The organism is Faecousia sp. (assembly GCF_048519415.1).
Taxonomy (GTDB): domain Bacteria; phylum Bacillota; class Clostridia; order Oscillospirales; family Oscillospiraceae; genus JAZOXB01.
Genome location: NZ_DBFZUT010000082.1, coordinates 1 through 24,033 on the forward strand (window position 1 = coordinate 1; position 24,033 = coordinate 24,033).

A 24,033-nucleotide genomic window follows, 5' to 3' on the forward strand; every position below is an offset into this window, starting at 1 on the left:
ATAGCAATGTGATTTCGAACGCATAAAGTGGAGGAGCAATATATGAAAGCAACCGGCATCGTCAGACGCATTGACGACCTCGGGCGGATCGTCATCCCAAAGGAGATCCGCCGTACCCTGCGTATCCGCGAGGGCGACCCGCTGGAAATCTACACGGAGAAGGACGGCGAGGTGATCTTTAAGAAATATTCGCCGATGGGGGACCTACAGGCGGTCGCGGCGCAGCTGTGCGAGTCCATCGGCAAGAACACCGGCCACATCGCGGCCGTGGCGGACCGCGACTCCATCATCGCGGTGGCGGGCGCGCCGAAGCGCGAGCTGCTGGAAAAGCGCAACTCCGCCGAGCTGGAGCAGCTGATGGAGCAGCGGCGCAGCTACCGCTACCACGGCGGCGAGAGCCGTCTGCGCGCGGCGGAGTCCGTGGAGCGCTACCACCTCGGCGTGGCGGCGCCGATCGTGGCCGAGGGCGACCTGATGGGCTGCGTCATGCTGCTCATGGGCGAGCACGACGCAGCGCCGACCGAGTCGGAGCAGGCGCTCGCGCAGACGTTCGCGGGATTTTTGGGAAAGCAGATGGAGAGCTGAAGGAGAAAAGGGAAGATATTCGGGGCCGGGAGGCCCCGATTTTTTCGTATTTTCAAAAATAAAGGTAGAAAAAAGAGGCGTTCAACGGTATAATTACATAGTAGATCAGTATGCAACAGGAGGGAACGGCGTGAAGCTTGCGGCGCTTTTGGGAAACGATACGCTGAAGCAGCGCCTTTCTGCGCTGCAGGCCAAGGGCAAGCTGACGCACAGCTTCCTGCTGACCGGGCCGGAGGGCTCCGGGCGGCACACGCTTGCGCGTATCCTCTGCGCCGCCATGCAGTGCACCGCGCCCGGCGAACGCCCCTGCGGCGTCTGCCCGCAGTGCCGCAAGGTGCTTGACGGCGCGCACCCGGACATCTGCATCGTGGATGACCCCGAGAAGAAGACCATTCCCGTCAAGCTCGTCCGCGATGCCTGCACCGATCTGTATATCCGCCCGAACGAAGGGCAGCGCAAGATCTATCTGTTCCCGCGCGCGCAGGACCTGAACCAGCAGGGGCAGAACGTCCTGCTCAAGAGCATCGAGGAGCCGCCTCCCTACGGCACGTTCCTGCTGCTGGCGGAGCACGCCGAGCAGCTGCTGCCGACCATCCGCAGCCGCTGCGTGGAGCTGCGCCTGTCGCCGCTGCCGGAGGCCGTATTGCTTCCCGCGCTGCGGGAGCGTTTCCCGGACGTGCCGGAGGGCACGCTCCGCGCCGCCGGCGTGCGTGCGGGGGGCTATCTCGGCCGGGCGGAGTCCATCCTGCGGGACGACGCCGGGCTGCTGCCGCAGAGTGCCGCGTTTGTCCGTGCCTACTGCGCGCGGCGGCCGGAGGAGCTGCTGCAGGTGCTCGCCCCGATGGAGCGGCTGAAGCGCGAGCAGCTCCGCCCCATCCTGACGCAGTGGCAGGCCCTTCTCGTCTCTGCCCTGACCTCGCGCAGCGGGCTGCCGCCCCTGCGGCCTGAGTGCGCGCAGATCGCGGAAGCACGCCCCGTCTCGGATATCACGCAGGCGATCGAGGCGATCCGGCTTGCGCTGCGCGATCTGGAGGGCAATGTCAGCCCCGGTGCGATCTGCGGCGCGCTGACCGTAAAGCTGCGCTGAACGCAGTATTTGCAGACTGTCAAAAACCTGCCGGGCCAAAAGCTTTGGAGGGACTTTTTTGACAAGCTGATTTGATTTTATGATGTTTTCCCGTTCATACGGAAAGGAGCTTTTCATGGAAGAACCCAAATTTGAGCCGGTCCCCGAGGAGATCGCGGAGGCCCCGGCAGAGCCCGCCGCGCTGCCCGCGGCCGACGAAGCCCTCATCCCCGAGATGCCCGAAGAGCCGGCCGCCCCGGCGGAAGACCCCATGGTCGAGGTCTGCGACGTGCAGTTCCGTTCCGGGTCAAAGGTCTATTTCTTCGCGCCCGGCGAGCTGAAGATCGCAACGGGCGACGAGGTCATTCTGGAGACTGCCCGCGGGCCCGAATTCGGCCAGTGCGTCCGCGGCAACCACATGGTGCACCCGCGCGAGGTTACTCCGCCGCTGCGCCCCATCCTGCGGCTGGCCACGCAGCAGGACAAGCGCGTCCACGCCGAGAACTGCCGCCGCGAAAAGCGCGCCATGGACGTCTGCCAGCAAAAGATCGCCGACCTCGGGCTGGAAATGCAGCTCGTCTCGGCGGAATATGCCTTTGACGGCAGCAAGGTCCTGCTCTTCTTCACGGCCGACGGCCGTGTCGACTTCCGCGAGCTGGTCAAGAGCCTCGCCTCCGTGCTGCGCACTCGCATCGAGCTGCGGCAGATCGGCGTGCGCGACAAGGCGAAGATGGTCGGCGGCCTCGGCATCTGCGGCCGCCCGTTCTGCTGCCGCCAGTTCCTGGACGATTTCCAGCCGGTGTCCATCAAGATGGCCAAGACGCAGAACCTCAGCCTGAATCCCACGAAAATTTCCGGCACCTGCGGCCGACTGATGTGCTGCCTGAACTACGAGCAGGAGACCTATGAGGAGCTGCTGAAGACCAGCCCGAAGAACGAATCGTTCGTCGACACGCCGGACGGCCGCGGCACGGTCACGGAGGTCAATCTGCTCAAGCAGTGCGTCCGCGTCCGGCTGGAGCAGCAGCCCGACACCATCGTTTGCCACCACAACTGCGATATCTGTGTTCTGCGCAACGGCAAGGCGCGCAAGACCGACCCACCCATTCCGGACGATCTCGCGCCGATCTCCGGCAATCCGCAGAAGTGCCGCAAAAAGGAGGCTCCCGAGCTCAAGACCTATCTCGAGCCGGTCGTCATGCGCCAGAACGCCGCCGTGCTGGAAGAGGCCCGCACGAACGAGGCCGACATTCAGAACGAGCAGCAGCACACCAAACGCCGCCGCCGCGGCGGACGCGGCCGCCGACATGAGGGCGAGGTCCCGCAGGAGCAGGAGGCCAGACGCCCGGCCGAGGCGAAGAAGCCTGCCGAACCAAAGAAGCCCGCTGAGAGCAAAAAGCCGGCTGAGGCGAGAAAGCTCGCCGAGGCAAGGCCGGAGCAGGCCGAGGGCGAGCCGAAGAAGCAGCGCCCGCGCCGCCAGCGTCCGCCCAGAGCGCCGAAGCCCGAGGGTGAGAAGCCCCCGCGCGCCGAGGCAGCGCCTGTCGATGCCCCGCATGGCGGCGAGAAGCCGAAACCCCGCCGCCGCTCCCGCGGCCACCGCAAGCCCGGCGGCCCGAAGCCCGAGGGCGGAGGAGAAGTGTAAAAATTGAAAATTCAGAGCCGCCTCGCAAGGGGCGGCTCTTTGCAAAACGGAGACTTTACGATGAGTACCTCAAAGGAATACATGCAGTTCGTTCTGGACCAGCTGGAGGGGTTCCCTGACGTGACATACCGCAAAATGTTCGGCGAATACATGGTCTATCTGCAGGGAAGGCCCGTCCTGCTCGTCTGTGACAACTGTGCAATGGTCAAAAAGCTCCCCGAGCTGGCGGAGCTGATGCGCGGCGCGCCGGACGGCCTGCCCTATGAAGGGGCCAGGGTCCACTCCGTCCTCGATCTGGAGGACCGTGAGCTGGTGCGGCAGGTGATGGATATCCTCCTGCGTGTCACGCCGCTGCCGAAGCGAAGAATTCAGCAGAGTAAATAGAACGCGATCCCCCCGCAGCGAGCCCGGATATTCCGGAAATCCGCTGCAGGGGGATCATGATTATTTTGCTTTGCGGCGATGATAGTTTACAGCCTGACGACTGCACTATACAGCGAGAAGCTGTCGCTGCCGTTTTTATCGGCGGCGTAGAATGTGACGAGCGCGCGGTAGGAATAGTTCACGGGACCGGTGTAGGTCTGCGTGTAGCTATGGGAAATCACGTTGTGGCCCAGCATGGCAGCCGTGTAGCGCGAGGAATAGGTGCGGATCGGGGTCCAGCTCGTCCCGTTTGCGGACTGCTCGATGACGATCGTCGTGACGCCGATGCTGGTCATGGTGCTGTCTGCACCGGTCGTGGTCTTGACCGAGATCGAGTTCGTGCCGCTCTTGGCGATCTTCACATCCGAGCGGCGGATGTAATCGCTGCTGCGCGCGGCGGCCGGCAGGCACAGCGCGGCTGCCAGCAGGGACAGGATCAGTACAAGGGAAAGAACGCGCCTCATAAATACCTCCATTTAGTGTATGGAATAGACAATGGAACGGATCACTTCTGCCGGGACCTTGCCGCTGACCAGACCGGAAACACGGCCGTTCAGCCAGCAGATGCCCGTGGAAGCGTTGTTCGTGTATTGGTAGTACCCGACGTCCCCCAACGTGAAGTAACTGACGGGCCGCTCGTCCTTCACGATCCAGTGCCCCTCCATTGCGGAAGGCTCCGCGAAGATCGTGAAATCCATGCTGAAGCCTGTGCCGTCCGGCAGGGAGAAGTAGGCATAGAACGAGGTGGTACCGGCGAATTCGTCTCCAAAGTCATACTCCGCCAGCACGGCGCCCTCGGGGACCCAGGACGGGACGACGCCGGTCACGCCGTAGGCTGCCAGCGCGTCGTGCAGCTGCTGCAGGCCCGCGTTGTCCGTGTGGTACTCGCCGCCCTGCGGCAGGCTCCAGCCTGCATGCGGCAGAGCGTCGATCTTGAGATACTCGTCCGTCCAGGTGATATAGGCGTTCGGAGCGTCGCTTGCGCCGGTCTCGACGCGGGGGAACAGAGCGAAGATCAGGATAAACATGGCCGCAGCGGCGGACACCACGCGGATCGGGATGCGGAGGCGGGTGTAGGCCTTCTGCAGGTGCGCGCGGGTGCGTCGGACCGGAGCGCCGGGGGAGTCCGGGGTGGAATAATAGGCGGAGAAATCCTGCCATGCGGCGGACGTGTCGGCCGGAGTCCTGCGGCGCTCGGCCAGAACGGTCAGAATGCTGTCAACGGTCGCCTCATCCAGCGGCGGGCCGTCCAGGTCGCTGCGCAGAAGCGTCTGAAGATGTTCGGTTGATAATTTGCGGTACAGTGCAAGTCGGGCTTCGGTTGGTTGATCGGCCATATGAAATTCCTCCCTTCATCCCTATATTTCTTCAGAAACGCAAAACGGACATGTTTTCAGAAATTTTTTTACTTTTATTTGGCAAAAGCTGCTTGCAGAGCTTTTTGCGGATGCGCTGCAGCCGTTTCTGGCTGCTCCAGACCGAGATGCCGAGCTCCTTGGCAACCTCCAGATGCGTTGCTCCTTCCAGCGTGATGCGGCAGAGCAGACGATAGTCCTCCGGCGGCAGCAGGGCGCGGATGGCGTCGAGCAGCTCGTTGATCGAGCCGAACGGCCGGTCCTCCACGGCGAGTTTTTTGCTCTCCTGCGCAAGATCCTGCTCGAGCGAGATGAAGTACAGGGCCTCCAGCGCCCGGCGGCGGCTGCCAACGCGGATCTTGTTCTTGAGCGTCTCCATCAGCCAGGCCTCCGGCTTTGCATGGCGCATGAGCGCGTCCTGCTTGCGGACAGCCTCGAAGAAGGTCTCCTGCACGGCCTCTTCGGCGTAGGCGGCATTGAAAAGGAGGTTCTCGGCGTAGATATACAGCCGTTCATAATTTGCATTGTACAGCGCTTCCAGAAAGGCATTGGCCTCCATGCGCTTCACCAGCCTTTGTGCGGCCGCATGGCCGCGGGATCGGGTTGTGCGTCGGGTCTGCACCGCACGGCTCCGGCGCGTGATATCCTGTGCGGTATTGACTTTGGGCAACACCGCATAATTCCCCTTCGTCCTTCGCCGGACATTTTTCGCCGGTCCATCGGTTCGAAAAGTTTGAAATATTGCGCAGCCGTTGGCGGCTTTGCCGCCTTACGGATGCGGCATGCCCCTTGCGGGTACACAAAGTATTCCTGCACTTTTCAAACCTCGTCCCGACCAAAAATCTCTCGCCGAATGATCTTGTTGAATTGTGCGGTGTTGCCCTTATTATAGCAGGCAGGTTCGTGCAATGTCAATCGGAGCCTGCCAACAGAATCTGACAATTCGACAGGGTTCTCAGGGCGCGAGCCGGACGAGCTGCTCCGGCTCGTCCGCCGTCAGCGTGACGGTGGCGCGCTGGACGCCGTTTTCCAGCAGGGCGTATGTTGTGCCGAGCGGCACGCCGAACAGGCTGCAGCGAGCGTTTCCTGCCCCGTCGGGGTAGACGACGGCGCGGCGCTCGAAGCCGTCGTTGTCCGTCAGCGTGAATTCCAGACAGCCCTGCTCCCCGGCGGCGAGCGACCGCTGCACGAGCACGGAGCCGACCGGAACGGCCGTCAGATGGAGCTGCTCGCCGTCGGACCAGCACGGGCCGGATTCCGCGCGGACGGATGCGTTCGGCAGAAGGGCAAAGACGGCCTCGCCCAGCGTCGTCACGGCGCGGTAGCGGCCCGGCTCCAGCCGCGCGCTGACGGCGCTGCCGTCCCGGCCGGGGATGAGGCGCTGCAGCTCCTGCCCGCCCTCGTCCTGAATGGTGATCTCGCTGATCTCGCCGTCCGTGCAGAACAGCACGCGCACGAGCATAAGCGGCGCTTCCGTCGGAGCCTCTGCGGCCTGTGTGTCCGGTGTGCGCAGGCTCTGCGCCGCGAAAACGGCGCTCATCAGGCCCATGGAGGCGGCGATGGCGACCGCCATGAGCAGAATGGCGCAGCAAAGCCTTGCTGCTTTCTTTTGCATGATTTTTGCCTCCTTCGATAAGATGCCGCCAGTATAGCGCATCCGTCCGGAGAGACCGTCCGAAAATCGTCGAGGGAAACAGGTATAAAAAATTTCCCGCCGGGCGATACTCATGCTCGGAGGTGCTAATATGCAAAACAAGGAAAACGGCTTCGGCCGCTTTGTGAAGGAGAAGGGCTACTACATAGTCCTGCTCCTTTGCGCAGTAGCGATCGGAGTATCGGGCTATCTTCTTCTTTCCGGAAAAAACAGCGACCAGCAGGTCCACCTGAGCACGGAGCGCGCCACGGTCCCACCGGGCGTGCGGGCCACGGAGCACGCGGAAAACGTTGTGGCGACGGACGGCCCGGAGCCGGGCACGGAGGCTACGGAGCCGACGCTGCGCCTGCAGCCGCCGGTGGCGGGCGAGCAGACGGGAGGCTTTGCGGCGGACCATCTGGCCTACAATGCGACGACGCGCGACTGGCGCACGCACGAGGGCCTCGATCTGGCCGCGGCACTCGGCGATCCGGTCTGCGCCGCGGCAGACGGGACTGTCTACACGATCTATGAGGACGAGCGCTACGGCACGACCGTCGTGCTGCGCCACAGCGGCGGCTTCACGACGCACTATGCCAACCTCACCGAGGAGCCGGATGTCGCCGTGGGCGACACGGTCCGCGCCGGGCAGCGCCTCGGCACGGTCGGCCAGACGGCCCTGACGGAGACAGGCGACGCGCCGCATGTGCATTTCGCCCTCTACAACGGCAATACGCCGGAGGACCCGGCAGAATACTGGCAGTGAACAAAGCAGAGGACGGCCGCCCGGCCGTCCTCAGACTGTCAAAAAACCTGTCCAGCCGAAAATTTCGGAGGGAAGAAAAGTGTGAAAGGAAACCGTCAGGGTTTCCTTTCGCGTTCAATCACCCGCCGCAGCGGCAGAATTGCAAAATCATGATACAAAAATTGATTTTGCAATTCTGGAAGCAGCTTGGCGAAAAAGCCCGAAGGGACTTTTTGACAAGCTGAGGACGGCCGCCCGGCCGTCCTTTTTGTGTAGTCGTATCGGATCGCGGATGGGAATGCAGCGGCACTCTGCCGACCGCACACGCCTTGTAGGGGAGCGGCATGCCGCTCCCGGCGGTGTACTCCCAATTCGTACTGGCTGCCGTTAAAATGGTATACACCAATTGCGTCTGTAGCGGCGCTCAGTGAGCGCCTTGTGCACTTACAAATCATGCAGCGCAAATTCATTGGCATGAGACTTCCGAGTTTGTCATTGCGAGGCCCCGAAGGGGCCGTGGCAATCTCAAGCAACCGCTTACGTTTTCGCCGGGGCCTCCCTGTTATCCAATTGTGTACTGCGAGATTGCCACGTCGCTTCGCTCCTCGCAATGACACATCAAGGAGCATGACGCAGGGAACGGTGCGCTGCACAGAAATGGCCGTCCTATTGCCGCTTCGCGGACGGGCGAGGCATGCCTCGCCCCTACGATTTGCACTGCATTCCATAACAAAAAACTGCCGCACCCGGGTGGGTGCGGCAGCGGAGCGTATTTCTTACTTGCTGAGAGCCAGATAACGGCAGGCGACGGCGGCAGCCTGGCAGCGGAGCGCCGTGGCGGTCGGGTCAAGGTAGTTGACCTTGTCGTCGTGCGTGGAGCCGTTGACGATCTTGGTGGAGACAGCCCAGTTCATGGCATCCTTCGCCCAGTCGGCGACGGAGGCGGCATCCGGGAAGGAGGCCAGCTTGTCTTCTTCGACCTTTTCGGCCTTGGCCAGACGGTAGAGCATCGTGGCCATTTCCTGACGGGTGATGTTGTCGTTCGGGGCGAACGTGCCGTCGCCCATGCCGTTGACGACACCGGCCTCGGTGGCCCAGACGACGGCGTCATAGTACCAGTCGCCGGTCTTGACGTCGGAGTAGGTGCTCTCGGCCTCGGCCGCGGGCGTACCGGCGATGCGGTAGAGCATCGTGGCGAACTCGGCGCGGGTCAGCGTGCCCTGCGGCTCGAACGTCGTCTCGGTCATGCCGTTGACGATGCCGTCCTTCGCGAGCTGCAGCACGACGTCGTAGAACCAGTCGGTCTCGGCGACATCGGTGAACGGATTGACGAACGTCTCCTCGGTGATGAGGCGGATGCGGGTCTCGTTCATATCGACACGGATGGGCTCCGCCTCCGTGGACTTCTCAAAATAGGCCTGCAGCGCCTGGCGCATATAGGTCTTGTTGACGTGGGTGATGATCTTCACATCGGAGGCCAGCTCCTTCGTCTCGTCGAGGACGTTGAGCATGGTGTAGCCGTCGCCGCCGCCGCCGAGGTAGCTGTTGATGACGACCTTGTAGCGGGCATCGGGATCGAGCGGCGTGCCGTCATAGAACTTCACGTCGGAAACGCGGCTGCCCGGCTCCTTCGTGAGGTCGGCGGTGTAGGTGATGCCGGCGGGCTGGGCGAACTTGCCGTGCAGGCTGGGCAGGGCGCTGACGCCGTTTTCCAGTGCGGCGAGGATCGTGGCGCCGGAGGCCTCGACGAGCATCATGTCGTTGTCAAAGGGCAGGACGGAGTTGCAGGACTTCAGCGTGACGGGACCCTCGGGAATGGAGGCGCGGATGCCGCCGCCGTTCACGAGACAGATGTCCGGCTCATAGATGGCGAAGAAGTCGAGCAGGGCGTCAGTGACGAGGTTGGCGATGGGAGAGTTCTGGCCGCGGACGAGCTGCGTGGACCATTCAAGGTTCTGCGCGCTGTAGCCGACGACCTTCTCCAGCGAGGCGGCGACCTCGTCGTTATAGCTGTCGACAAGGGCCTTGACGGTGGGATCCTCGGCGTAGGCATCCGTCAGGAAGATCTGACTGTAGATCACGCCGGTCATCTTGCCGTTCAGCACGACGACGTTGATCTGATTCAGGGCTTCGCCATGCTTGCTGGGGTTGATGAGGTACTGCGTGCCGTTGATGATGGTCGGGCGGCCCGCGATGTCGTTGCCGCCGCCGATGGAGATGTCAACGGCGGGATTATCGGTGATGAGCTGCGTGTTCTTGCTGTGCACATGGGACAGCGCGATGACGACATCGCAGGACTCCTCGTCCTTCAGGCGGCTGACAAGCGTCTTGGCCGTGGTCAGATCGTCGTCCCACTCGATGTCATAGGTGTTGCTGTAGAGCGTCGTGGCAGCGCTCTGGTCGTCCGTCACGCCGAAGATGCCGAACTTCAGACCGGCAGCTTCCTTCGTGATGTAGTCGCCGAAGGGATATTCCTTCTCGCCCTCGTAGACCTTGCCTTCCTTGAACTTCGTATTGGCGGAGAGCATGGCATACTGTGCGCGGTCGCGCAGGCGGAGCAGGTTTTCCAGAGAGTAGTCAAAGTCGTGGTTGCCGAGCACGGTGGCATCGAGGCCGAGAGCACTCAGGGCGTCGACGGAGACATTGCCCATGGAGACGTTGGCCAGCGTGGTGTTGTAGGGGGAGTCGCCGCCGTCGACGTAGATCACATGATCCTCGCCGAGTCTGGCCTCGACCTCATTCATGACGGTCTTGATGCGGGCTACGGAGCCGATCTCGAACTTGCCGTCGCTGGAGGTGTAGGGGATGTAGTTGCCGTGGATGTCAGCCGTGGCGAACACGGAGACGACCTGCATGTCCTGCAGGAAGGCGAACAGCGTCTCAACCTGCGTGGCTGTGATCGGCTCATCTGTGAGGTCGGAGGCCTTCAGCAGGCCTGCGTCGATGGCTTTCTGCAGATGATCGATCTTCAGATCGGCACCGTAGAGCGCCTTGGCAACGGCCGTGGCCATTTCACGCACGGTGATGGGCGCATCCGGGCGGAAGCTGAGATGATCGTCGGCCAGGGAGAGGAGCTGCGCGTTGATAACGGCCTCGATCTTCGGGGCGGTGGGCAGGTCGACGCAGTCCTTGGCGGCGGCGATGACGTTTGCCGCGGTAATGGCGTCGGAGCTTGCGGAATAGCCCATTTCCTTGGGGGTGGTTTCATAGCCCTCGATCCGGCTCGCATGGATATCGGCCAGACCGAAGGTCTCTGCCAGATACACGGCCGCGTCGGCGCGCGTATAGGGCGTTTCTGCCAGTGCCGAGGCCGGGAGCAACGCGAGCACGAGCATCAGGACGAGAAGTGCGGACAGAACTCTTTTCACAGGGTTACCTCCATCTTTTCCAATATTCGGGCGGGTGGACCGCGCCGTTTCGGGCGCGTAAAAAGAGCGTATCATATTTTCAGGAAAAATGCAAGAAAATGCTGCAAATTTGCTGAATATTTTTTGGATTTTATATAGTTTTTACAAGATATAATGAGAAGCTTCCGGATTTGTCATTGCGAGGAGGCCAAAGGCCGACGTGGTGATCCCGACCGCGGAATGCCCCCAAGTTTGTCATTGCGAGGAGGCGCAGCCGACGTGGCAATCTCGGGCAGGCAGTTGCGTTTTCGCCGGAGCTTTCCTGTTATCCGGGCAGGTACTGCGAGATTGCCACGGCCCCGTTGGGGCCTCGCAATGACACATCAAGGAGCATGACGCAGGGAACGGTGCGCTGCACAGAAATGGCCGTCTTATTGCCGCTTCGCGGACGGGCGAGGCATGCCTCGCCCCTACGATTTGCACCGCATTTCATAACAAAAAACTGCCGCACCCGGGTGGGTGCGGCAGCAGGAGAGTATTTTTACTTGCTGAGAGCCAGATAACGGCAGGCGACAGCGGCAGCCTGGCAGCGGAGCGCCGTGGCGGTCGGGTCAAGGTAGTTGACCTTGTCGTCGTGCGTGGAGCCGTTGACGATCTCGGTGGAGACAGCCCAGTTCATGGCGTCCTTCGCCCAGTCGGCGACGGAGGCGGCATCCGGGAAGGAGGCCAGCTTGTCTTCCTCGACCTTTTCGGCCTTGGCCAGACGGTAGAGCATCGTGGCCATTTCCTGACGGGTGATGTTGTCGTTCGGGGCGAACGTACCGTCGCCCATGCCGTTGACGACACCGGCCTCGGTGGCCCAGACAACGGCGTCATAGTACCAGTCGCCGGTCTTGACGTCGGAGTAGGTGCTCTCGCCGGTCACGACGGGGGCGTAGGAAACACGATAGAGCATCGTGGCGAACTCGGCGCGGGTCAGCGTGCCCTGCGGCTCGAACGTCGTCTCGGTCATGCCGTTGACAACGCCGGAAGCGGCCAGCTCCAGAACGACATCATGGAACCAGTCTTTCTCGGTGACGTCCGTGAACTTGTTCTCAAAGGGAACGTTTGTGATCTTCCACTCGGAGGTGATAACGGGATCGATGGTGCCCTGCTCCGTGATGTAGTCAGCCAGCAGGTTGCGGGCCTGGCCCTTGTCCTCGCCCTGGATCATGTCATACTGGGTGGAGTAGATGACGCGGCTCTCGTCGTTCGGGACGAAGTTGCAGCCGTGTTCGTTGATGTACTGGATGAAGTTGCCGCCGCCGTTGAAGCGGTAGTTGTTGATGACGACGGTGAAGGTATCGGTGTCCTGCACGGCCTTGCCGTTGTAGGTCATGTTCTCGATGCGGTGGCCGGAGGGAGCCGCAGCGTTGATCTCATAGGAGAAGCCCTCGCCGGAGATAACGTCGTAGTACGTCAGGCCGCCCTGAATGCTGAAGGTGCCGTCTTCGTTGGTCTTGACCTTGGAGGCGGAGTACTCGAGCCAGGTGCGGACTTCCTTGCCGCTCATGGTGATCTGGTAGAACCAGTTCTCATAGCGGTACAGGCGGAACATGTCGCCGAGCTTGATGTCACCCTTCGGGATGAGGTTCTCGGCATTGCCGGAGGTCAGCGGAGCGGTGATGGACAGCTGAGCGGGCTTATCGTCGGTCTTGTCGTCGGGGGTGTTCTTGCCGGTGCGGTCATAAGCGCCCCAGATCTGGACCTTGTTCACGAGGTCGACGAAGGCGGACGGCGCAGTGCCGAGGCCGGAGGCGGTGAAGTTGTCGCTTGCGGTGCCGATGGGCTTGAGCATGTACTCGTTCCACGTTGCATCCTCATAGGGCTGCAGAGCGGCAGTCAGCTCGGGCTCCGGCTCGTAGAGGGGCTTCGTGGTGCGGCCCTCGCGGACGGTCATGGGAGCATTGGCGGCTTCGACCGTGTAGGTCTTCGTGGCCTTGTTGTAGGTGAACAGCGCGCGGCCGACAACGCCAGCCTTCGTGCCCGGGGAGATGACGGGGATCTCCTTGCCGTCGGTGTTGGCAATCTTCGTCACACCGTTGCGATGCTCGTGACCGGAGAACACGAGGTCGATGGAGTTCGTGGTGGAGACAAGCTCACGGATGAAGTCGGACTTTTCGGGGTCGCCGTCAATGCCGCTGTGGGTGACGATGACAATGAGGTCGGCCTTGGCCTTCATCTCGGCTTCGTAGTGCTTGTAGGTCTCCACAACGCCTGCGAAGTAGATGCCCTTCCAGTTCTCGGGGACATCCCAGTTCGCGATGTTGGGGTTGCCGATGCCCATGACAGCGACCTTGACGCCGTCATATTCCTTGATGACATAGGGAGCGTAGCTGTTCCAGGTCTTCCAGTCGCGGGTCTTGTCGTTGTTCGTGTTGGCGTCGAGGTAGTTCGCCATGGAAACACCGACCTTAGACTCGGTCTCGGTGGACTCAGAGGTGAGATAGTTCAGCTGGCGCTGGAGAATATCCATGCCGTAGTTGAACTCGTGGTTGCCGACGACCCACATATCATAGTCCATCATACGCATGACCTTCATGGCGGGATCGTCCACGTCCTTCTTCATGAAGGCGTAGTAGTACGTCAGCGGCGTGCCCTGGATGGTGTCGCCGGAGTCGCTGAGGAATACGTTCTTGTATTCCGCACGCTGCTCCTTGACATAGGTGGCAACGCGGGTCATGCTCTGATAATGGGTGCCGGACAGGCTTGCATCCTGCGTGTAGTCCGTTGCAAACTGCTGACCATGGACGTCGGAGGTGTCGAGGAAGAGGATCTGGACCTCATTCTCATCAGCCGCGAAAACGGCCGGCACCAGCGCCGTGACAAGGCACAGCACAAGCAGCAGAGACACGATGCGAGAAAGTGCTTTCTTCATGGAAATACTCTCCTTTTCGTTTTTACACCGGAATACCGGTGCATCTGAGAATACTATACTCCATGCGAGGGGAAATGTCCATAGGGGCAGGAAAAATCAGCAAATTGCCAAAAAACGGCCGAGAATGAATGGAAATAATATAAGATGAAATTCATGCACGGAGTATTGTCCGCTCCGCAGAGACGACTGCACGGAATGTGACGTGAGATAAAACAAAAAGCTCTGCCGCAGGGGGATGCCCGCGGCAGAGCTTTTCAAAGCGGAATTATTCGGCGGAGATCAGATAGTAATAAACAGGCTGGCCGCCGTCGATGAGCGTAACCTCACATTCCGGGCAGACCTCGCGGAACAGCGCAGCCGTCTCCTCGGCCTGACCGGCGGGCAGATCGGCGCCCGCATAGATCGTGACGAACTCGTGGCCCTCCTCATGGACCTTTTCGGCCATGCTGCGGAGCAGGCCCTTCAGGTCGGCGCTGCTGCCGAACAGAGAGCTGCCCCACAGGGCGAGGTACTCGCCTGCGTGGATGTTATGCCCGTCGATATCGGAGTCGCGCGCGGCATAGGTGATCTGCATCGTGGTCACACCGGCCATGGCATCCGTCATGGCGGAGAGATTGTCCTCCTCCGAGGCGTCCGGATCAAAGACCAGCATGGCAGAAACGCCCTGCGGCACGGTCTTCGAGGGAACGACGACGACCTTTTTCTCCGTCAGGCCGGCCGTCTGCTCGGCAGCCATGATGATGTTCTTGTTGTTCGGGAAGACGAACACGACCTCGGCGGGCGTGGCGTTGATCTTCTCGAGGATGTCCTGCGTCGAGGGGTTCATGGTCTGGCCGCCCTCGATGATCTGGTCTGCGCCCAGCTCGCGGAACACACCGGCAAGGCCCTTGCCTGCGCACACGGCGACCATGCCGAAGTGCTTCTCCGGCGCGGCGACGGTCTCCTTTGCCTCGAGCTCCTGCTCGATTTTCTCGAGATCGTCCGTGCTGCGGGCGGCGCGGCCTGCGGCAAGATCGTCATGCTGCATCTGCATGTTCTCGATCTTGGCAAGCTCGAGCGTGCCGTATTTCTGCGACTCCGTCAGGGCCTCGCCGGGGATATTCGTGTGGACGTGGACCTTGAAGGATTCGTCGTCCTCGCCGATGACGATGCTGTCGCCGATGGTGTCAAGGTAGGCGCGCAGCGGAGAGAGGTCAATGTCCTCGTGCGCCTTGCGCATGATATACACCGTGTCGAAGGCAAATGTGATCTCGCCGGTGTCGAACTCGGTGAAGTCGGCCTGCTCACGGACCTCCTGCGGCCGGCTATCGGCCTCGGGGGCCTCGATCTCCACGCCGCGGTGGACGGAGAGCATGGCCTCGAGCACATACAGCCAGCCCTTGCCGCCTGCGTCCACGACGCCCGCCTTCTGCAGGACGGGATTCTGGTTCACGGTCTGCGCCAGCGCCTCCGCGGCGGAGCGGACCGTCGCCTCGAGAACGGCCTCGCAGTCCGCGCCGCTGTCGGCCGTTTCCATGGCCGTGTCGGCGGAGACGCGGGCCACGGTCAGGATCGTGCCCTCCGTGGGCTTCATCACGGCCTTGTAGGCCGCTTCGACGCCGCCGCGCAGGGCCATCGCCAGCTGCTCGCCCGTGCAGGCCTCTACGCCCTTCAGGGCCTTGGAGAAGCCGCGGAACAGCAGCGAGAGGATGACGCCGGAATTGCCGCGCGCGCCGCGCAGCATGGCCGAAGCCGTGATATCGGCGGCCTTTGTCAGCGTGACGCTGCCCGCCTTGCGCAGATCGGCTGCCGCTGCGTTCAGCGTCATGCTCATGTTCGTGCCGGTGTCGCCGTCGGGGACGGGGAAGACGTTCAGCTCGTTGATCTGCTGTTTGTGGATCTCGATGGAGGCAGCGGCGCTGAGGATCATTTTCTGAAAGGCCGCTCCGTCAATGGTTTGCCTCACTGTAAGTTACACCTCCGTATTGCCGTTAATCGGTCATCATGGAGTCCACCAGGATGTTGACCTCGCGGATCTCGGTTTCGGTCTGCTGGGAGACGACATAGCGGACCTCGTTCAGGATCGAGCTGCCCAGCGCGGGGATGTTCACGCCCTGATCGACGATGATATGCAGATCGACCGAAATGGTGCCGTCTTCGTTCGTGCGCACGAGCACGCCCTTGGCGAGCGACTCGCGGCGGAGCAGATGGACGAGGCCGTCCTTCATGCTGCGGATGGCCATGCCCTTGACGCCGAAGCAGTTCGTTGCGGCGCTTCCGGCAATATAGGTATAAACGTTGTTGCTGACGGCGATCTCGCCGAGCTCGTTTTGCCTGCGGATCATGCGGAAAACCTCCTTATTGATTGAAAAAATGGGATGCGGCGGGGCTGCCCGCCGCGGGGATCACAGCATGCTCTCTTCCCAACAGGCGGGCGGCGTCAGGCCGAGCAGCGTGGCGACGGTCGGGGCGACGTTGGCCAGACCGAACTTGCCCTCCTTGAGCGTATGCTCCACGCCCGGATCATAGACGATGAAGGGGACGGGGTTCAGGCTGTGGGCCGTGCGGATGGACGTCTTGCCCTTCTTCGTTTCGAGCATCTGGTCGGCGTTGCCGTGGTCTGCCGTGACGAGCACGACGTAACCCAGACGCTTGCCTGCCTCGATGATGCGGCCGACGCCCTCGTCGACGCACTCCATGGCCTTCACGACGGCCTCAATGTTGCCGGTGTGGCCGACCATGTCGCCGTTCGGGAAGTTGCAGCGCAGGAAATCATATTTGCCGGACTCCATGGCCTTGACCATGCAGTCGGTGATCTCCTTCGACTTCATGGCCGGAGCCTGATCAAAGGGGATGACGTCGGAGGGGATCTCCTCATAGGTCTCAAGCTCCTCGCTGACCTTGCCGGAGCGGTTGCCGTTCCAGAAGTAGGTGACATGGCCGTACTTCTGCGTCTCGGACACGGCGTATTCACGCAGGTTGTGGGCGCACAGCAGCTCGGTGAGCGTGTTTTTGATGACGGGCGGCTGGACGAGGTAATGCGTCGGGATCTTCAGGTCACCGTCGTACTCCAGCATACCGGCGAAGTCAACGCCGGTGTAATCGCCGCGGTCGAACTTGTCGAAATCCTTGCGGTCGAACGCGAGGGAGATCTCCTGCGCGCGGTCGCCGCGGAAGTTATACAGCACGACGCTGTCGCCGTTGGCGATGGTCGCTACGGGCTGGCCATTGCGCTCCACGACAAAGGCGGGCAGGTCCTGATCGATGCAGTTCGTCTCGGCGCGGTAGGTTTCGATGGCCTCCTTCGCGGACGGGAAGCGGCGGGCAAGACCCTGCACATGGGTGCGCCAGCCGGCCTCGACCATCGGCCAGTTGGCCTCGTAGCGGTCCATGGTGATCTGCATTCTGCCGCCGCCGGAGGCGATGGCATAGTCGCAGCCCTCGGTGTTCAGCTCGCGGAGCAGGTCCTCGAGCTGCGCGACATACTCAAGCGCGGATGTGGCAGGCACGTCGCGGCCGTCGAGCAGGATGTGGCAGTAGGCGCGCTTGACGCCCTCGGCATGCGCATGGCGCAGCAGGGCGAAGAGATGATGGATGTTCGAGTGGACGTTGCCGTCGGACAGCAGGCCGAGGAAATGGAAGGCCTTGCCGTTCTCGTTGCAGTTCGCGACGAGGCCCTTCCACGTCTCGGACTGGAACAGCGCGCCCGTCTCGATGGACTCGCCGACGAGCTTGGCGCCCTGCGAGTAGATCTGGCCGCAGCCGAGGGCATTGTGGCCGACCTCGGAGTTGCCCATGTCGTCATCGGTGGGCAGGCCGACGGCCGTGCCGTGCGCCTTGAGCCAGTTGTGCGGGCAGGTGGCGAAGAGACGGTCGAGATTCGGGGTATTTGCAAGCTTTACTGCGTCGCCGGGGCCGCCGTCGCCCTTGCCGACGCCGTCCATGATGACCAGGACAACAGGTTTCTTTGTCATAATATGCATCCTCCAATCACAAGAGATATCTGTGTTTTGATCGATTCATGCTATTGTACTACATTTTCCCGTTTCGTACAATCTTTATTTTCGAGATTCTGTATCCCCTACAAAATAACCGGGGCGAAAATGGGGGAAACTGTGCGAAATTCGGTGCTTTGGGGCGGGAAATGCTCAGTTCAGCGTATCGGCGCTCCCGGCAAGCAGACTCTCGATCGCCTGCGCGAGCGGTGAGGGCAGCGGGCGGTCCTGCGAGATGAGCTGCGCCGCGGCCTCCTGCGCCTGCCGCAGTACGGCGAGGTCCGTGGCAAGGTCGCCGACGCGGAACACCGGCAGGCCGTGCTGGCGGCTGCCGAAAAAGTCGCCGGGGCCGCGCTGCTGCAGGTCGGCCTCTGCGATGCGGAAGCCGTCGTTCGTGCCGCAGAGCGTGCGCAGGCGCTGGCGGGTCTCGGTGTTTTTATTGTCCGAAACGAGCACGCACCAGGCCTTCGCGCTGCCGCGCCCGACGCGCCCACGCAGCTGGTGCAGCTGTGAAAGACCGAAGCGGTCGGCATTCTCAATGACCATGAGCGTGGCGTTCGGCACGTCGACACCGACCTCGATGACGGTCGTGGCGACGAGGATATCGGCTTCGCCTGCGGCGAACGAGGTCATGACGGCTTCTTTTTCCGCGCCCTTCATTTTGCCGTGCAGCAGGGCGACGCGCAGATTCGGGAACACATAGTCCTGCAGCGTCTGCGCCCACTGCTCCGCGGCCTTGAGCGTCTCGCCGCCGTCTCCGCCGTCGTCCTCGACGGCCGGGCAGACGATGAAGCTCTGGTGGCCCTCGGCTGCCTGCTTGCGCACGAAGGCATTCAGCCGCGCGCGGTAGCGCTCGTCGACCAGGAACGTCTCGACCGGCTCGCGGCCGGGCGGCAGCTCGTCGACGACGGAAACGTCGAGATCGCCGTAGACGATCAGAGCCAGCGTGCGCGGGATGGGCGTGGCGGACAGCAGCAGCAGGTGCGGTTGTGTGCCCTTGGCGCACAGGGCGGCGCGCTGGGCCACGCCGAAGCGGTGCTGTTCGTCCGCGATGACCATGCCGAGGCGGGCAAAGCGGGTCTGCTCCGTGAGCAGGGCGTGTGTGCCGATGACGACGTCCGCGAGGCCGAGCTCCGCCGCCTCGCGCGCGCTGCGCTTCTGCGCAGCGCCCATCTGCCCCGTCAGGAGCACCGTGCGGATGCCGAGACCCTCAAACAGCGGGGCAAGGCGATCATAGTGCTGGCGGGCCAGGATCTCCGTCGGGGCAAGCAGTGCGGTCTGCACGCCGTTTTTTGCAGCGAGACAGGCAGCCGCGGCGGCGACCATCGTCTTGCCGCTGCCAACATCGCCCTGCACAAGGCGGCTCATGGGGCGGCCTGTGCGCACGTCGGCGCAGATGTCGTCCACGGCACGCTGCTGTGCGCCCGTCAGGCGGAAGGGGAGGGCGGCAAAGAACGCCGTAAGCTCCGTCTGCCATGCCGGGCAGGCGTGGGCCGTGCGGCGGCTGCGCACGATGGCAAGCGCGGCGGAAAAGAGAAAGAATTCCTCAAAAACGAGCCTGCGCTGCGCCCGGCCCAGCGCGGCGGCCGACGTGGGGCAGTGGATCTCGCGGCAGGCCTCCGCCGCGCCGCACAGACCGTAGCGGCGCAGCAGCTCCGGCGGCAGCGTCTCGGGCAGGAGCCCGGCGCAGCGGGAGACGGCCTGCGCCTGCGCGCGCAGCACCATGGAGTTCGTCAGCCCGGCTGTCAGCGGATAGACGGGCAGGATGCGCCGCGTGACGCGGGCCGGGCCGTCGCAGAGCTCAAACAGCGGGTTTGTCATGCCATAGGCGGCGTAATCGCCGGTCAGCACGCCGTAAAAGCAGTAGCGCTCGCCGATGCGCAGCGCTCCGGCGGAGTGCGCAGCGTTGAAAAACGTCAGATTCAGGCGGCCCGTGTCGTCGGCCACGGTGAATTTCGTGACCTCGAGCATGCGGCTGCCGGGCTTGGGAATGCGGTTCGTGCGCGGCGTGGTAACAACGGCCGCCTCAAAGCAGGCGGGCGTGCCGGCCTCGAGCGAGGCGATGGAAACAAGGCGCGTCCGGTCCTCATAGGTGCGCGGATACAGCCGCAGCAGCTCACCGACAGTGCGGACGTTCAGCCGGGCGAACAGCGCAGCGCGCTGTGGGCCGATGCCGGGCAGGGACGTGAGCGGGGCGTTGAGGGTAACGGGCTTTTCCATAACCGGACCTCCTGAAGTAGAGTTGAGAGTGGAGAAAGGAAAGCGGAGAGCACAGGGCCGCCGGCGTTGTCATTGCGAGTTCGTATGGGCCATCGCTGAAACGGTATGCACCAATTGCGTCTGTAGCGGCGCTCATTGAGCGCCTTGCAGGCTGACAATACTTGAGGTATGTATTTTATGGCGTGAGGCCCCCAAGTTTGTCATTGCGAGGAGCGAAGCGACGTGGCAATCTCGGGAAGGCAGTTACGATTTCGCCGATGGCTTTCCCACGATTCGGTCGGGTCCTGCGAGATTGCCACGGCCCCGTTGGGGCCTCGCAATGACAAATTTGGGAGCATTACGCGGTCGACGAGGGTGCACACCAACTTGCAGCTGCCAATGGCGCTCACCGCCCGTAAAGGGCACGCCGCATCCGTAGAGCGGCAAAGCCGCTAACGGCTGCGCAGTGAGCGCCGCTACAGACGCAATCGGTACATGCCATTTTAACGGCAGCCAGTACGGGTCGGCAGTGCCTGCCCGAGATTGCCACGGGCGCAAGCGCCCTTCGCAATGACAAATCTGGCGCCCTGCATTCCCCGGGAGAAAGCAAAAGCCTGATGGAGGTACTCCATCAGGCGGAATGATCCGAATTTGCTTACGCCATGGCGTTGAGCTTCAGCGTCATGCTGCTCTTCTTGCGCGCGGCGTTGTTCTTGTGCAGGATCCCCTTCACGGCAGCCTTGTCAACGGCGACGACGGCGGCCTTGTAGGCAGCGGTGGCCTCCTCGCGGTTACCGGCGACGACAGCGCTGTCGAACTTCTTCAGGGTGGTCTTCAGAGCGGACTTCGCCATCTTGTTCTTCACGTTGGCCTCGCGGGACAGGAGCACGCGCTTCTTTGCGGACTTGATGTTGGGCATGGATTCCACCTCCTCTGAATGGCGTTTATCGAAAACCCATGTATTAATCTCATGCAGGAATCTATTATAGCGGCGTCCGCCCATAAAATCAATCCTTTTTTCTGCTTTTTTGCAAAAAAATTTCGCCTCTGAGCAGACTAAGGGTAAGATCACAAGGAGAGGATGTCGGAAAAATGGGGATCCGGACGGACCTTGCCATGGAGGCAAAGGCGCTCTGGGAGAAGAGCGCCGGAAAAACGACAAAGCTTGCGGGCGTTCGCGCCCGGGAACGCGAGCGGGACGGCTTTGCCGTGACGGACGTGCACATTCTCGACCGCCGGGGCGAGGCCGCGCTCGGCAAGCCCGCCGGGCGCTATGTCACGCTGGAGCTGCCGCCGCTGGCGCGGGACGTCCGCCCGGCCGCTGAGGCGCTGGCGGCGGAGCTGCGGCGGCTGCTGCGCCTGCAGCCGGGGCAGGGTGTGCTCGTGGCCGGACTCGGAAACGAAGCCGTCACGCCGGATGCCCTCGGGCCGCTGTGTCTGCGCGGGCTGTTCCTGACGCGCCACCTCATCCGCCACCTGCCGGAGCAGTTCGGCGGCGTGCGGCCGGTCAGCGCCGTTGCGCCCGGCGTGCTGGCCACAACGGGCATGGAGAGCCTCGAGCTCGTGCGCGGGGCCGTGCGCCATGTGCGCCCGGCCTGCGTGTTGGCCGTCGACGCCCTTGCGGCCGCTGCCCCGGAGCGGCTGTGCCGCACGTTCCAGCTCTCGGACGCGGGCATCGTGCCCGGCTCCGGCGTGGGCAACGCCCGCGCCGCCCTGCAGAAGCGGACGCTCGGCGTGCCGGTGTTCTGTCTCGGCGTGCCGACGGTGCTCGATGCGGGCACGCTCGGCGGGCCGCGCGGCATGATCGTCACCCCGCGCGATATCGACGCGCAGGTCCGCTTTCTCGGGCGCGTTGCGGCGGACGCTGTCAACCTCGCGCTGCACCCGGAAATTTCCTATGATGATTTTGCACAATTCATCCCAAATCGATAAACGGGCGTTATGTCAACGCCCCATGCACACAATGCACACGTCTTTCCACAGGCTCCCTGTGCAGAACTCTGTGCACAATGTGCAAAACCCCGCGCCCTGTCAACAACTTGACCTGCACAGGCCCATGTGGAAAACTCCGGAAGACCGGTGCATAATTGCATGAATACTCTGCCCGCATTCGCATCCCGCGCAACCGGATACACGGGCCGGAACGGGACTTATGTCAACTCCGCGGCGCGGATTTTCCGCCGAAAAGTTGGAAATGAACGGAGCGGCTGCCGGTTTTGAGGTTTCCTGACGAGACATGATTTTTTGAAAATTTTCAAAAATCAGCGATGTGCCGAATTTGCCGGAACGGCAAAATTGGGGCTTGACAGGAGGGGGAAAAGAGAGTATGAGCGCGGCGGGAACTTTCCGCTTCCCATTATCCATTTCCCACATGTCTGCATAGAAAACGGCACGCTGCCGGGCGGCAGCGTGCCAATGTTTTAAATTTCCATAATGACCGGCAGGATCATGGGGTTGCGCTTCGTGTTCTTGAACAGGAACTGGCTCAGGTCGCCCTTGATCGTGGACTTGATCGTCGCCCAGTCGGAGATATTGCGGTTGTGACAGACCTCCAGCGAATGCGTGGCGATCATCTTCATGGCGTCCATGAGGTCCTCGTTGTCCTTCATATAGACAAAGCCGCGGCTGATGATGTCCGGACCGGACAGGACGGAGCCGTCCTCGCTCGAGAGGTTGACGCACACGACGATCATGCCGTCCTGCGCCAGATGCTTGCGGTCGCGCAGCACGACGCTGCCGACGTCGCCGACGCCCGTGCCGTCGACGAGGATCTTGCCCGCCGGGACGGTGCCCGCGAGCTTGCACGTCTTCGGCGTGCACTCGATGACGGAGCCGGTGTCCGCAATGAGGATGTTCTTCGGGTTCATGCCCATCTGGCGCGCCAGCGCGGCGTGCTTCTGCAGGTGGCGCTGCTCGCCGTGGACCGGAATGAAGAACTTCGGCTTCGTCAGAGCGTGGATGATCTTCAGCTCCTCCTGACAGGCGTGTCCGGAGACGTGCAGGCCTTCAAGCTTGTCGTAGATGACCTCCGCTCCCTTGCGGTACAGCTCGTTAATGATGCGGGAGATGGACTTCTCGTTGCCCGGAATGGCCGAGGCGGAGATGATGATGTGGTCACCCGGCTGGATCTCCACCTGACGGTGGCTGGAGAAGGCCATGCGGTACAGGGCGGACATATCCTCACCCTGCGAGCCGGTCGAGACGATGACGAGCTTGTCCTTCGGGATCGATTTGATCTGGTTCAGGTCGACAAGCGTGTTTTCGGGGAGATGGAGGTAATCCAGCTCCGTCGCGACCTTCAGGATGTTCTCCATGCTGCGGCCCGTGACGGCGACCTTGCGGCCGTGGCGGTGGGCGATGTTGAACACGGCCTGGATGCGGTGCATGTTCGAGGCGAATGTCGTGACGATGATGCGGTTCTTGCAGCCCTTGAAGTGGCGGTCAAGACTCTCGGACACGACGGACTCCGACGGGGTGTAGCCCTGACGCTCGACGTTCGTCGAGTCGCACAGCAGGGCGTAGACGCCCTCCTTGCCGAGCATGCCGAAGCGGCCGAGGTCCGTCATGCCGTCCTCCGACGTGGGGTCGATCTTGAAATCGCCCGTCATGATAACGGTGCCGACCGGCGTATGGATGGCAAAGGCCACGGCGTCGGCAATGGAATGGTTCACATGGATGAACTCCACGGAGAAGCAGCCCGCCTTCACGACGTCGCCGGGGTGATGGGTCACGAGCTGCGTCTTGCTCACAAGGTCGTGCTCCTCGAGCTTGAGCTTGATGAGGCCCAGCGTCAGCGGCGTGGCGTGCACGGGGGCATTGACGGCCTGGAGCACATACGGCAGCGCGCCGATGTGGTCCTCGTGGCCGTGGGTGATGAAGAAGCCGCGGAGCTTCTTCTGGTTTTTCGCAAGATAGGTGACGTCCGGAATGACAAGGTCCACGCCGTACATGTCGTCCTCGGGGAAGCCGAGGCCGCAGTCGACGACGATCATGTCCTTGCCGTATTCCAGCACGGTCATGTTCTTGCCGATCTCATTCAAACCGCCGAGCGGAATGATCTTCAGTTTTTCTGCCAATAAAATTACAACTCCTTTAATGATTCAGACAAAAGACAAACAAAACAAATCGCAGCATCGCAGCGCAGCTG

At 62.3% G+C, this 24,033-nt stretch carries 17 protein-coding genes and 1 pseudogene; 6 read left to right on the forward strand and 12 right to left on the reverse strand.

Features of this window, described 5'->3' with window-relative positions:
- The first annotated feature begins 42 nt into the window (after positions 1-42).
- From ACMKFF_RS08730 to ACMKFF_RS08745, 4 genes and pseudogenes are all read left to right on the forward strand, one after another.
- Positions 43-585 carry a stage V sporulation T C-terminal domain-containing protein gene (locus ACMKFF_RS08730; RefSeq protein ID WP_418468515.1) on the forward strand — a complete coding sequence of 181 codons (543 nt, stop codon included), beginning with the start codon at positions 43-45 and terminating at the stop codon, positions 583-585.
- A 130-nt stretch (positions 586-715) separates the two neighbouring features.
- Positions 716-1,672 carry an ATP-binding protein gene (locus ACMKFF_RS08735; protein WP_349135961.1) on the forward strand — a complete coding sequence of 319 codons (957 nt, stop codon included), beginning with the start codon at positions 716-718 and terminating at the stop codon, positions 1,670-1,672.
- 250 nt (positions 1,673-1,922) lie between these two features.
- A pseudogene (locus ACMKFF_RS08740) lies at positions 1,923-2,672 on the forward strand (PSP1 domain-containing protein); the annotation flags it as partial.
- A 681-nt stretch (positions 2,673-3,353) separates the two neighbouring features.
- A complete protein-coding gene (locus ACMKFF_RS08745) occupies positions 3,354-3,677 on the forward strand; it encodes a hypothetical protein (protein WP_419496687.1) in 324 nt (107 codons plus the stop codon).
- Positions 3,678-3,763: 86 nt separating this feature from the next.
- Here the strand turns inward: ACMKFF_RS08745 and ACMKFF_RS08750 are convergent, their stop codons facing one another.
- The 4 genes from ACMKFF_RS08750 to ACMKFF_RS08765 all read right to left on the reverse strand — a co-directional run bounded on the left by ACMKFF_RS08750 (position 3,764) and on the right by ACMKFF_RS08765 (position 6,686).
- A complete protein-coding gene (locus ACMKFF_RS08750) occupies positions 3,764-4,180 on the reverse strand; it encodes a hypothetical protein (protein ID WP_419496688.1) in 417 nt (138 codons plus the stop codon).
- A gap of 12 nt (positions 4,181-4,192) precedes the next feature.
- The gene (locus tag ACMKFF_RS08755) at positions 4,193-5,053 is read right to left on the reverse strand and encodes a hypothetical protein (protein ID WP_419496689.1); all 861 of its coding nucleotides are present in this window, start codon (positions 5,051-5,053) and stop codon (positions 4,193-4,195) included.
- 31 nt (positions 5,054-5,084) lie between these two features.
- The gene (locus ACMKFF_RS08760) at positions 5,085-5,630 is read right to left on the reverse strand and encodes an RNA polymerase sigma factor (protein ID WP_419496690.1); all 546 of its coding nucleotides are present in this window, start codon (positions 5,628-5,630) and stop codon (positions 5,085-5,087) included.
- A gap of 396 nt (positions 5,631-6,026) precedes the next feature.
- Positions 6,027-6,686 carry an acid shock protein gene (locus ACMKFF_RS08765; RefSeq protein WP_419496691.1) on the reverse strand — a complete coding sequence of 220 codons (660 nt, stop codon included), beginning with the start codon at positions 6,684-6,686 and terminating at the stop codon, positions 6,027-6,029.
- 130 nt (positions 6,687-6,816) lie between these two features.
- Between ACMKFF_RS08765 and ACMKFF_RS08770 the strand changes: the two genes are divergently transcribed.
- Positions 6,817-7,470, forward strand: coding sequence for a peptidoglycan DD-metalloendopeptidase family protein (locus ACMKFF_RS08770; protein WP_419496692.1), 654 nt, complete (start codon positions 6,817-6,819; stop codon positions 7,468-7,470).
- Between the two features lie 755 nt (positions 7,471-8,225).
- Here the strand turns inward: ACMKFF_RS08770 and ACMKFF_RS08775 are convergent.
- The 7 genes from ACMKFF_RS08775 to rpsT all read right to left on the reverse strand — a co-directional run bounded on the left by ACMKFF_RS08775 (position 8,226) and on the right by rpsT (position 20,805).
- A complete protein-coding gene (locus ACMKFF_RS08775) occupies positions 8,226-10,817 on the reverse strand; it encodes a 5'-nucleotidase C-terminal domain-containing protein (protein ID WP_419496693.1) in 2,592 nt (863 codons plus the stop codon).
- Between the two features lie 520 nt (positions 10,818-11,337).
- On the reverse strand, positions 11,338-13,713 hold the full coding sequence (locus tag ACMKFF_RS08780; protein WP_419496694.1) for an S-layer homology domain-containing protein: 2,376 nt from the start codon (positions 13,711-13,713) through the stop codon (positions 11,338-11,340).
- 265 nt (positions 13,714-13,978) lie between these two features.
- Complete coding sequence (locus ACMKFF_RS08785; RefSeq protein ID WP_419496695.1) at positions 13,979-15,658, reverse strand: DAK2 domain-containing protein; 1,680 nt, start codon at positions 15,656-15,658, stop codon at positions 13,979-13,981.
- Between the two features lie 25 nt (positions 15,659-15,683).
- The gene (locus tag ACMKFF_RS08790; RefSeq protein ID WP_417324878.1) at positions 15,684-16,037 is read right to left on the reverse strand and encodes an Asp23/Gls24 family envelope stress response protein; all 354 of its coding nucleotides are present in this window, start codon (positions 16,035-16,037) and stop codon (positions 15,684-15,686) included.
- A 60-nt stretch (positions 16,038-16,097) separates the two neighbouring features.
- Positions 16,098-17,666, reverse strand: a complete 1,569-nt coding sequence (gpmI, locus tag ACMKFF_RS08795; protein ID WP_419496696.1) for a 2,3-bisphosphoglycerate-independent phosphoglycerate mutase — start codon at positions 17,664-17,666, stop codon at positions 16,098-16,100.
- 174 nt (positions 17,667-17,840) lie between these two features.
- Positions 17,841-19,907, reverse strand: coding sequence for an ATP-dependent DNA helicase RecG (gene recG, locus ACMKFF_RS08800; protein WP_419496697.1), 2,067 nt, complete (start codon positions 19,905-19,907; stop codon positions 17,841-17,843).
- A 634-nt stretch (positions 19,908-20,541) separates the two neighbouring features.
- The gene (gene rpsT / locus ACMKFF_RS08805; protein ID WP_349136077.1) at positions 20,542-20,805 is read right to left on the reverse strand and encodes a 30S ribosomal protein S20; all 264 of its coding nucleotides are present in this window, start codon (positions 20,803-20,805) and stop codon (positions 20,542-20,544) included.
- Positions 20,806-20,978: 173 nt separating this feature from the next.
- On the opposite strand from rpsT, the gene gpr reads away from it, so the two are divergent.
- Complete coding sequence (gene gpr / locus ACMKFF_RS08810; protein ID WP_349136076.1) at positions 20,979-21,818, forward strand: GPR endopeptidase; 840 nt, start codon at positions 20,979-20,981, stop codon at positions 21,816-21,818.
- Positions 21,819-22,306: 488 nt separating this feature from the next.
- Here the strand turns inward: gpr and ACMKFF_RS08815 are convergent, their stop codons facing one another.
- Positions 22,307-23,905 carry a ribonuclease J gene (locus ACMKFF_RS08815; RefSeq protein ID WP_417326069.1) on the reverse strand — a complete coding sequence of 533 codons (1,599 nt, stop codon included), beginning with the start codon at positions 23,903-23,905 and terminating at the stop codon, positions 22,307-22,309.
- Between the last annotated feature and the right edge of the window lie 128 nt (positions 23,906-24,033).

What these genes read in the sequence shown, in the direction of transcription:
- ACMKFF_RS08730 (WP_418468515.1), top strand. Translation starts at nt 43, where the DNA reads ATGAAAGCAACCGGCATCGTCAGACGCATTGACGACCTCGGGCGGATC.
- ACMKFF_RS08745 (WP_419496687.1), top strand. Translation starts at nt 3,354, where the DNA reads ATGAGTACCTCAAAGGAATACATGCAGTTCGTTCTGGACCAGCTGGAG.
- ACMKFF_RS08750 (WP_419496688.1), bottom strand. Translation starts at nt 4,180, where the DNA reads ATGAGGCGCGTTCTTTCCCTTGTACTGATCCTGTCCCTGCTGGCAGCC.
- ACMKFF_RS08755 (WP_419496689.1), bottom strand. Translation starts at nt 5,053, where the DNA reads ATGGCCGATCAACCAACCGAAGCCCGACTTGCACTGTACCGCAAATTA.
- ACMKFF_RS08760 (WP_419496690.1), bottom strand. Translation starts at nt 5,630, where the DNA reads ATGGAGGCCAATGCCTTTCTGGAAGCGCTGTACAATGCAAATTATGAA.
- ACMKFF_RS08765 (WP_419496691.1), bottom strand. Translation starts at nt 6,686, where the DNA reads ATGCAAAAGAAAGCAGCAAGGCTTTGCTGCGCCATTCTGCTCATGGCG.
- ACMKFF_RS08770 (WP_419496692.1), top strand. Translation starts at nt 6,817, where the DNA reads ATGCAAAACAAGGAAAACGGCTTCGGCCGCTTTGTGAAGGAGAAGGGC.
- ACMKFF_RS08780 (WP_419496694.1), bottom strand. Translation starts at nt 13,713, where the DNA reads ATGAAGAAAGCACTTTCTCGCATCGTGTCTCTGCTGCTTGTGCTGTGC.
- ACMKFF_RS08790 (WP_417324878.1), bottom strand. Translation starts at nt 16,037, where the DNA reads ATGATCCGCAGGCAAAACGAGCTCGGCGAGATCGCCGTCAGCAACAAC.
- gpmI (WP_419496696.1), bottom strand. Translation starts at nt 17,666, where the DNA reads ATGACAAAGAAACCTGTTGTCCTGGTCATCATGGACGGCGTCGGCAAG.
- recG (WP_419496697.1), bottom strand. Translation starts at nt 19,907, where the DNA reads ATGGAAAAGCCCGTTACCCTCAACGCCCCGCTCACGTCCCTGCCCGGC.
- rpsT (WP_349136077.1), bottom strand. Translation starts at nt 20,805, where the DNA reads ATGCCCAACATCAAGTCCGCAAAGAAGCGCGTGCTCCTGTCCCGCGAG.
- gpr (WP_349136076.1), top strand. Translation starts at nt 20,979, where the DNA reads ATGGGGATCCGGACGGACCTTGCCATGGAGGCAAAGGCGCTCTGGGAG.
- ACMKFF_RS08815 (WP_417326069.1), bottom strand. Translation starts at nt 23,905, where the DNA reads ATGACCGTGCTGGAATACGGCAAGGACATGATCGTCGTCGACTGCGGC.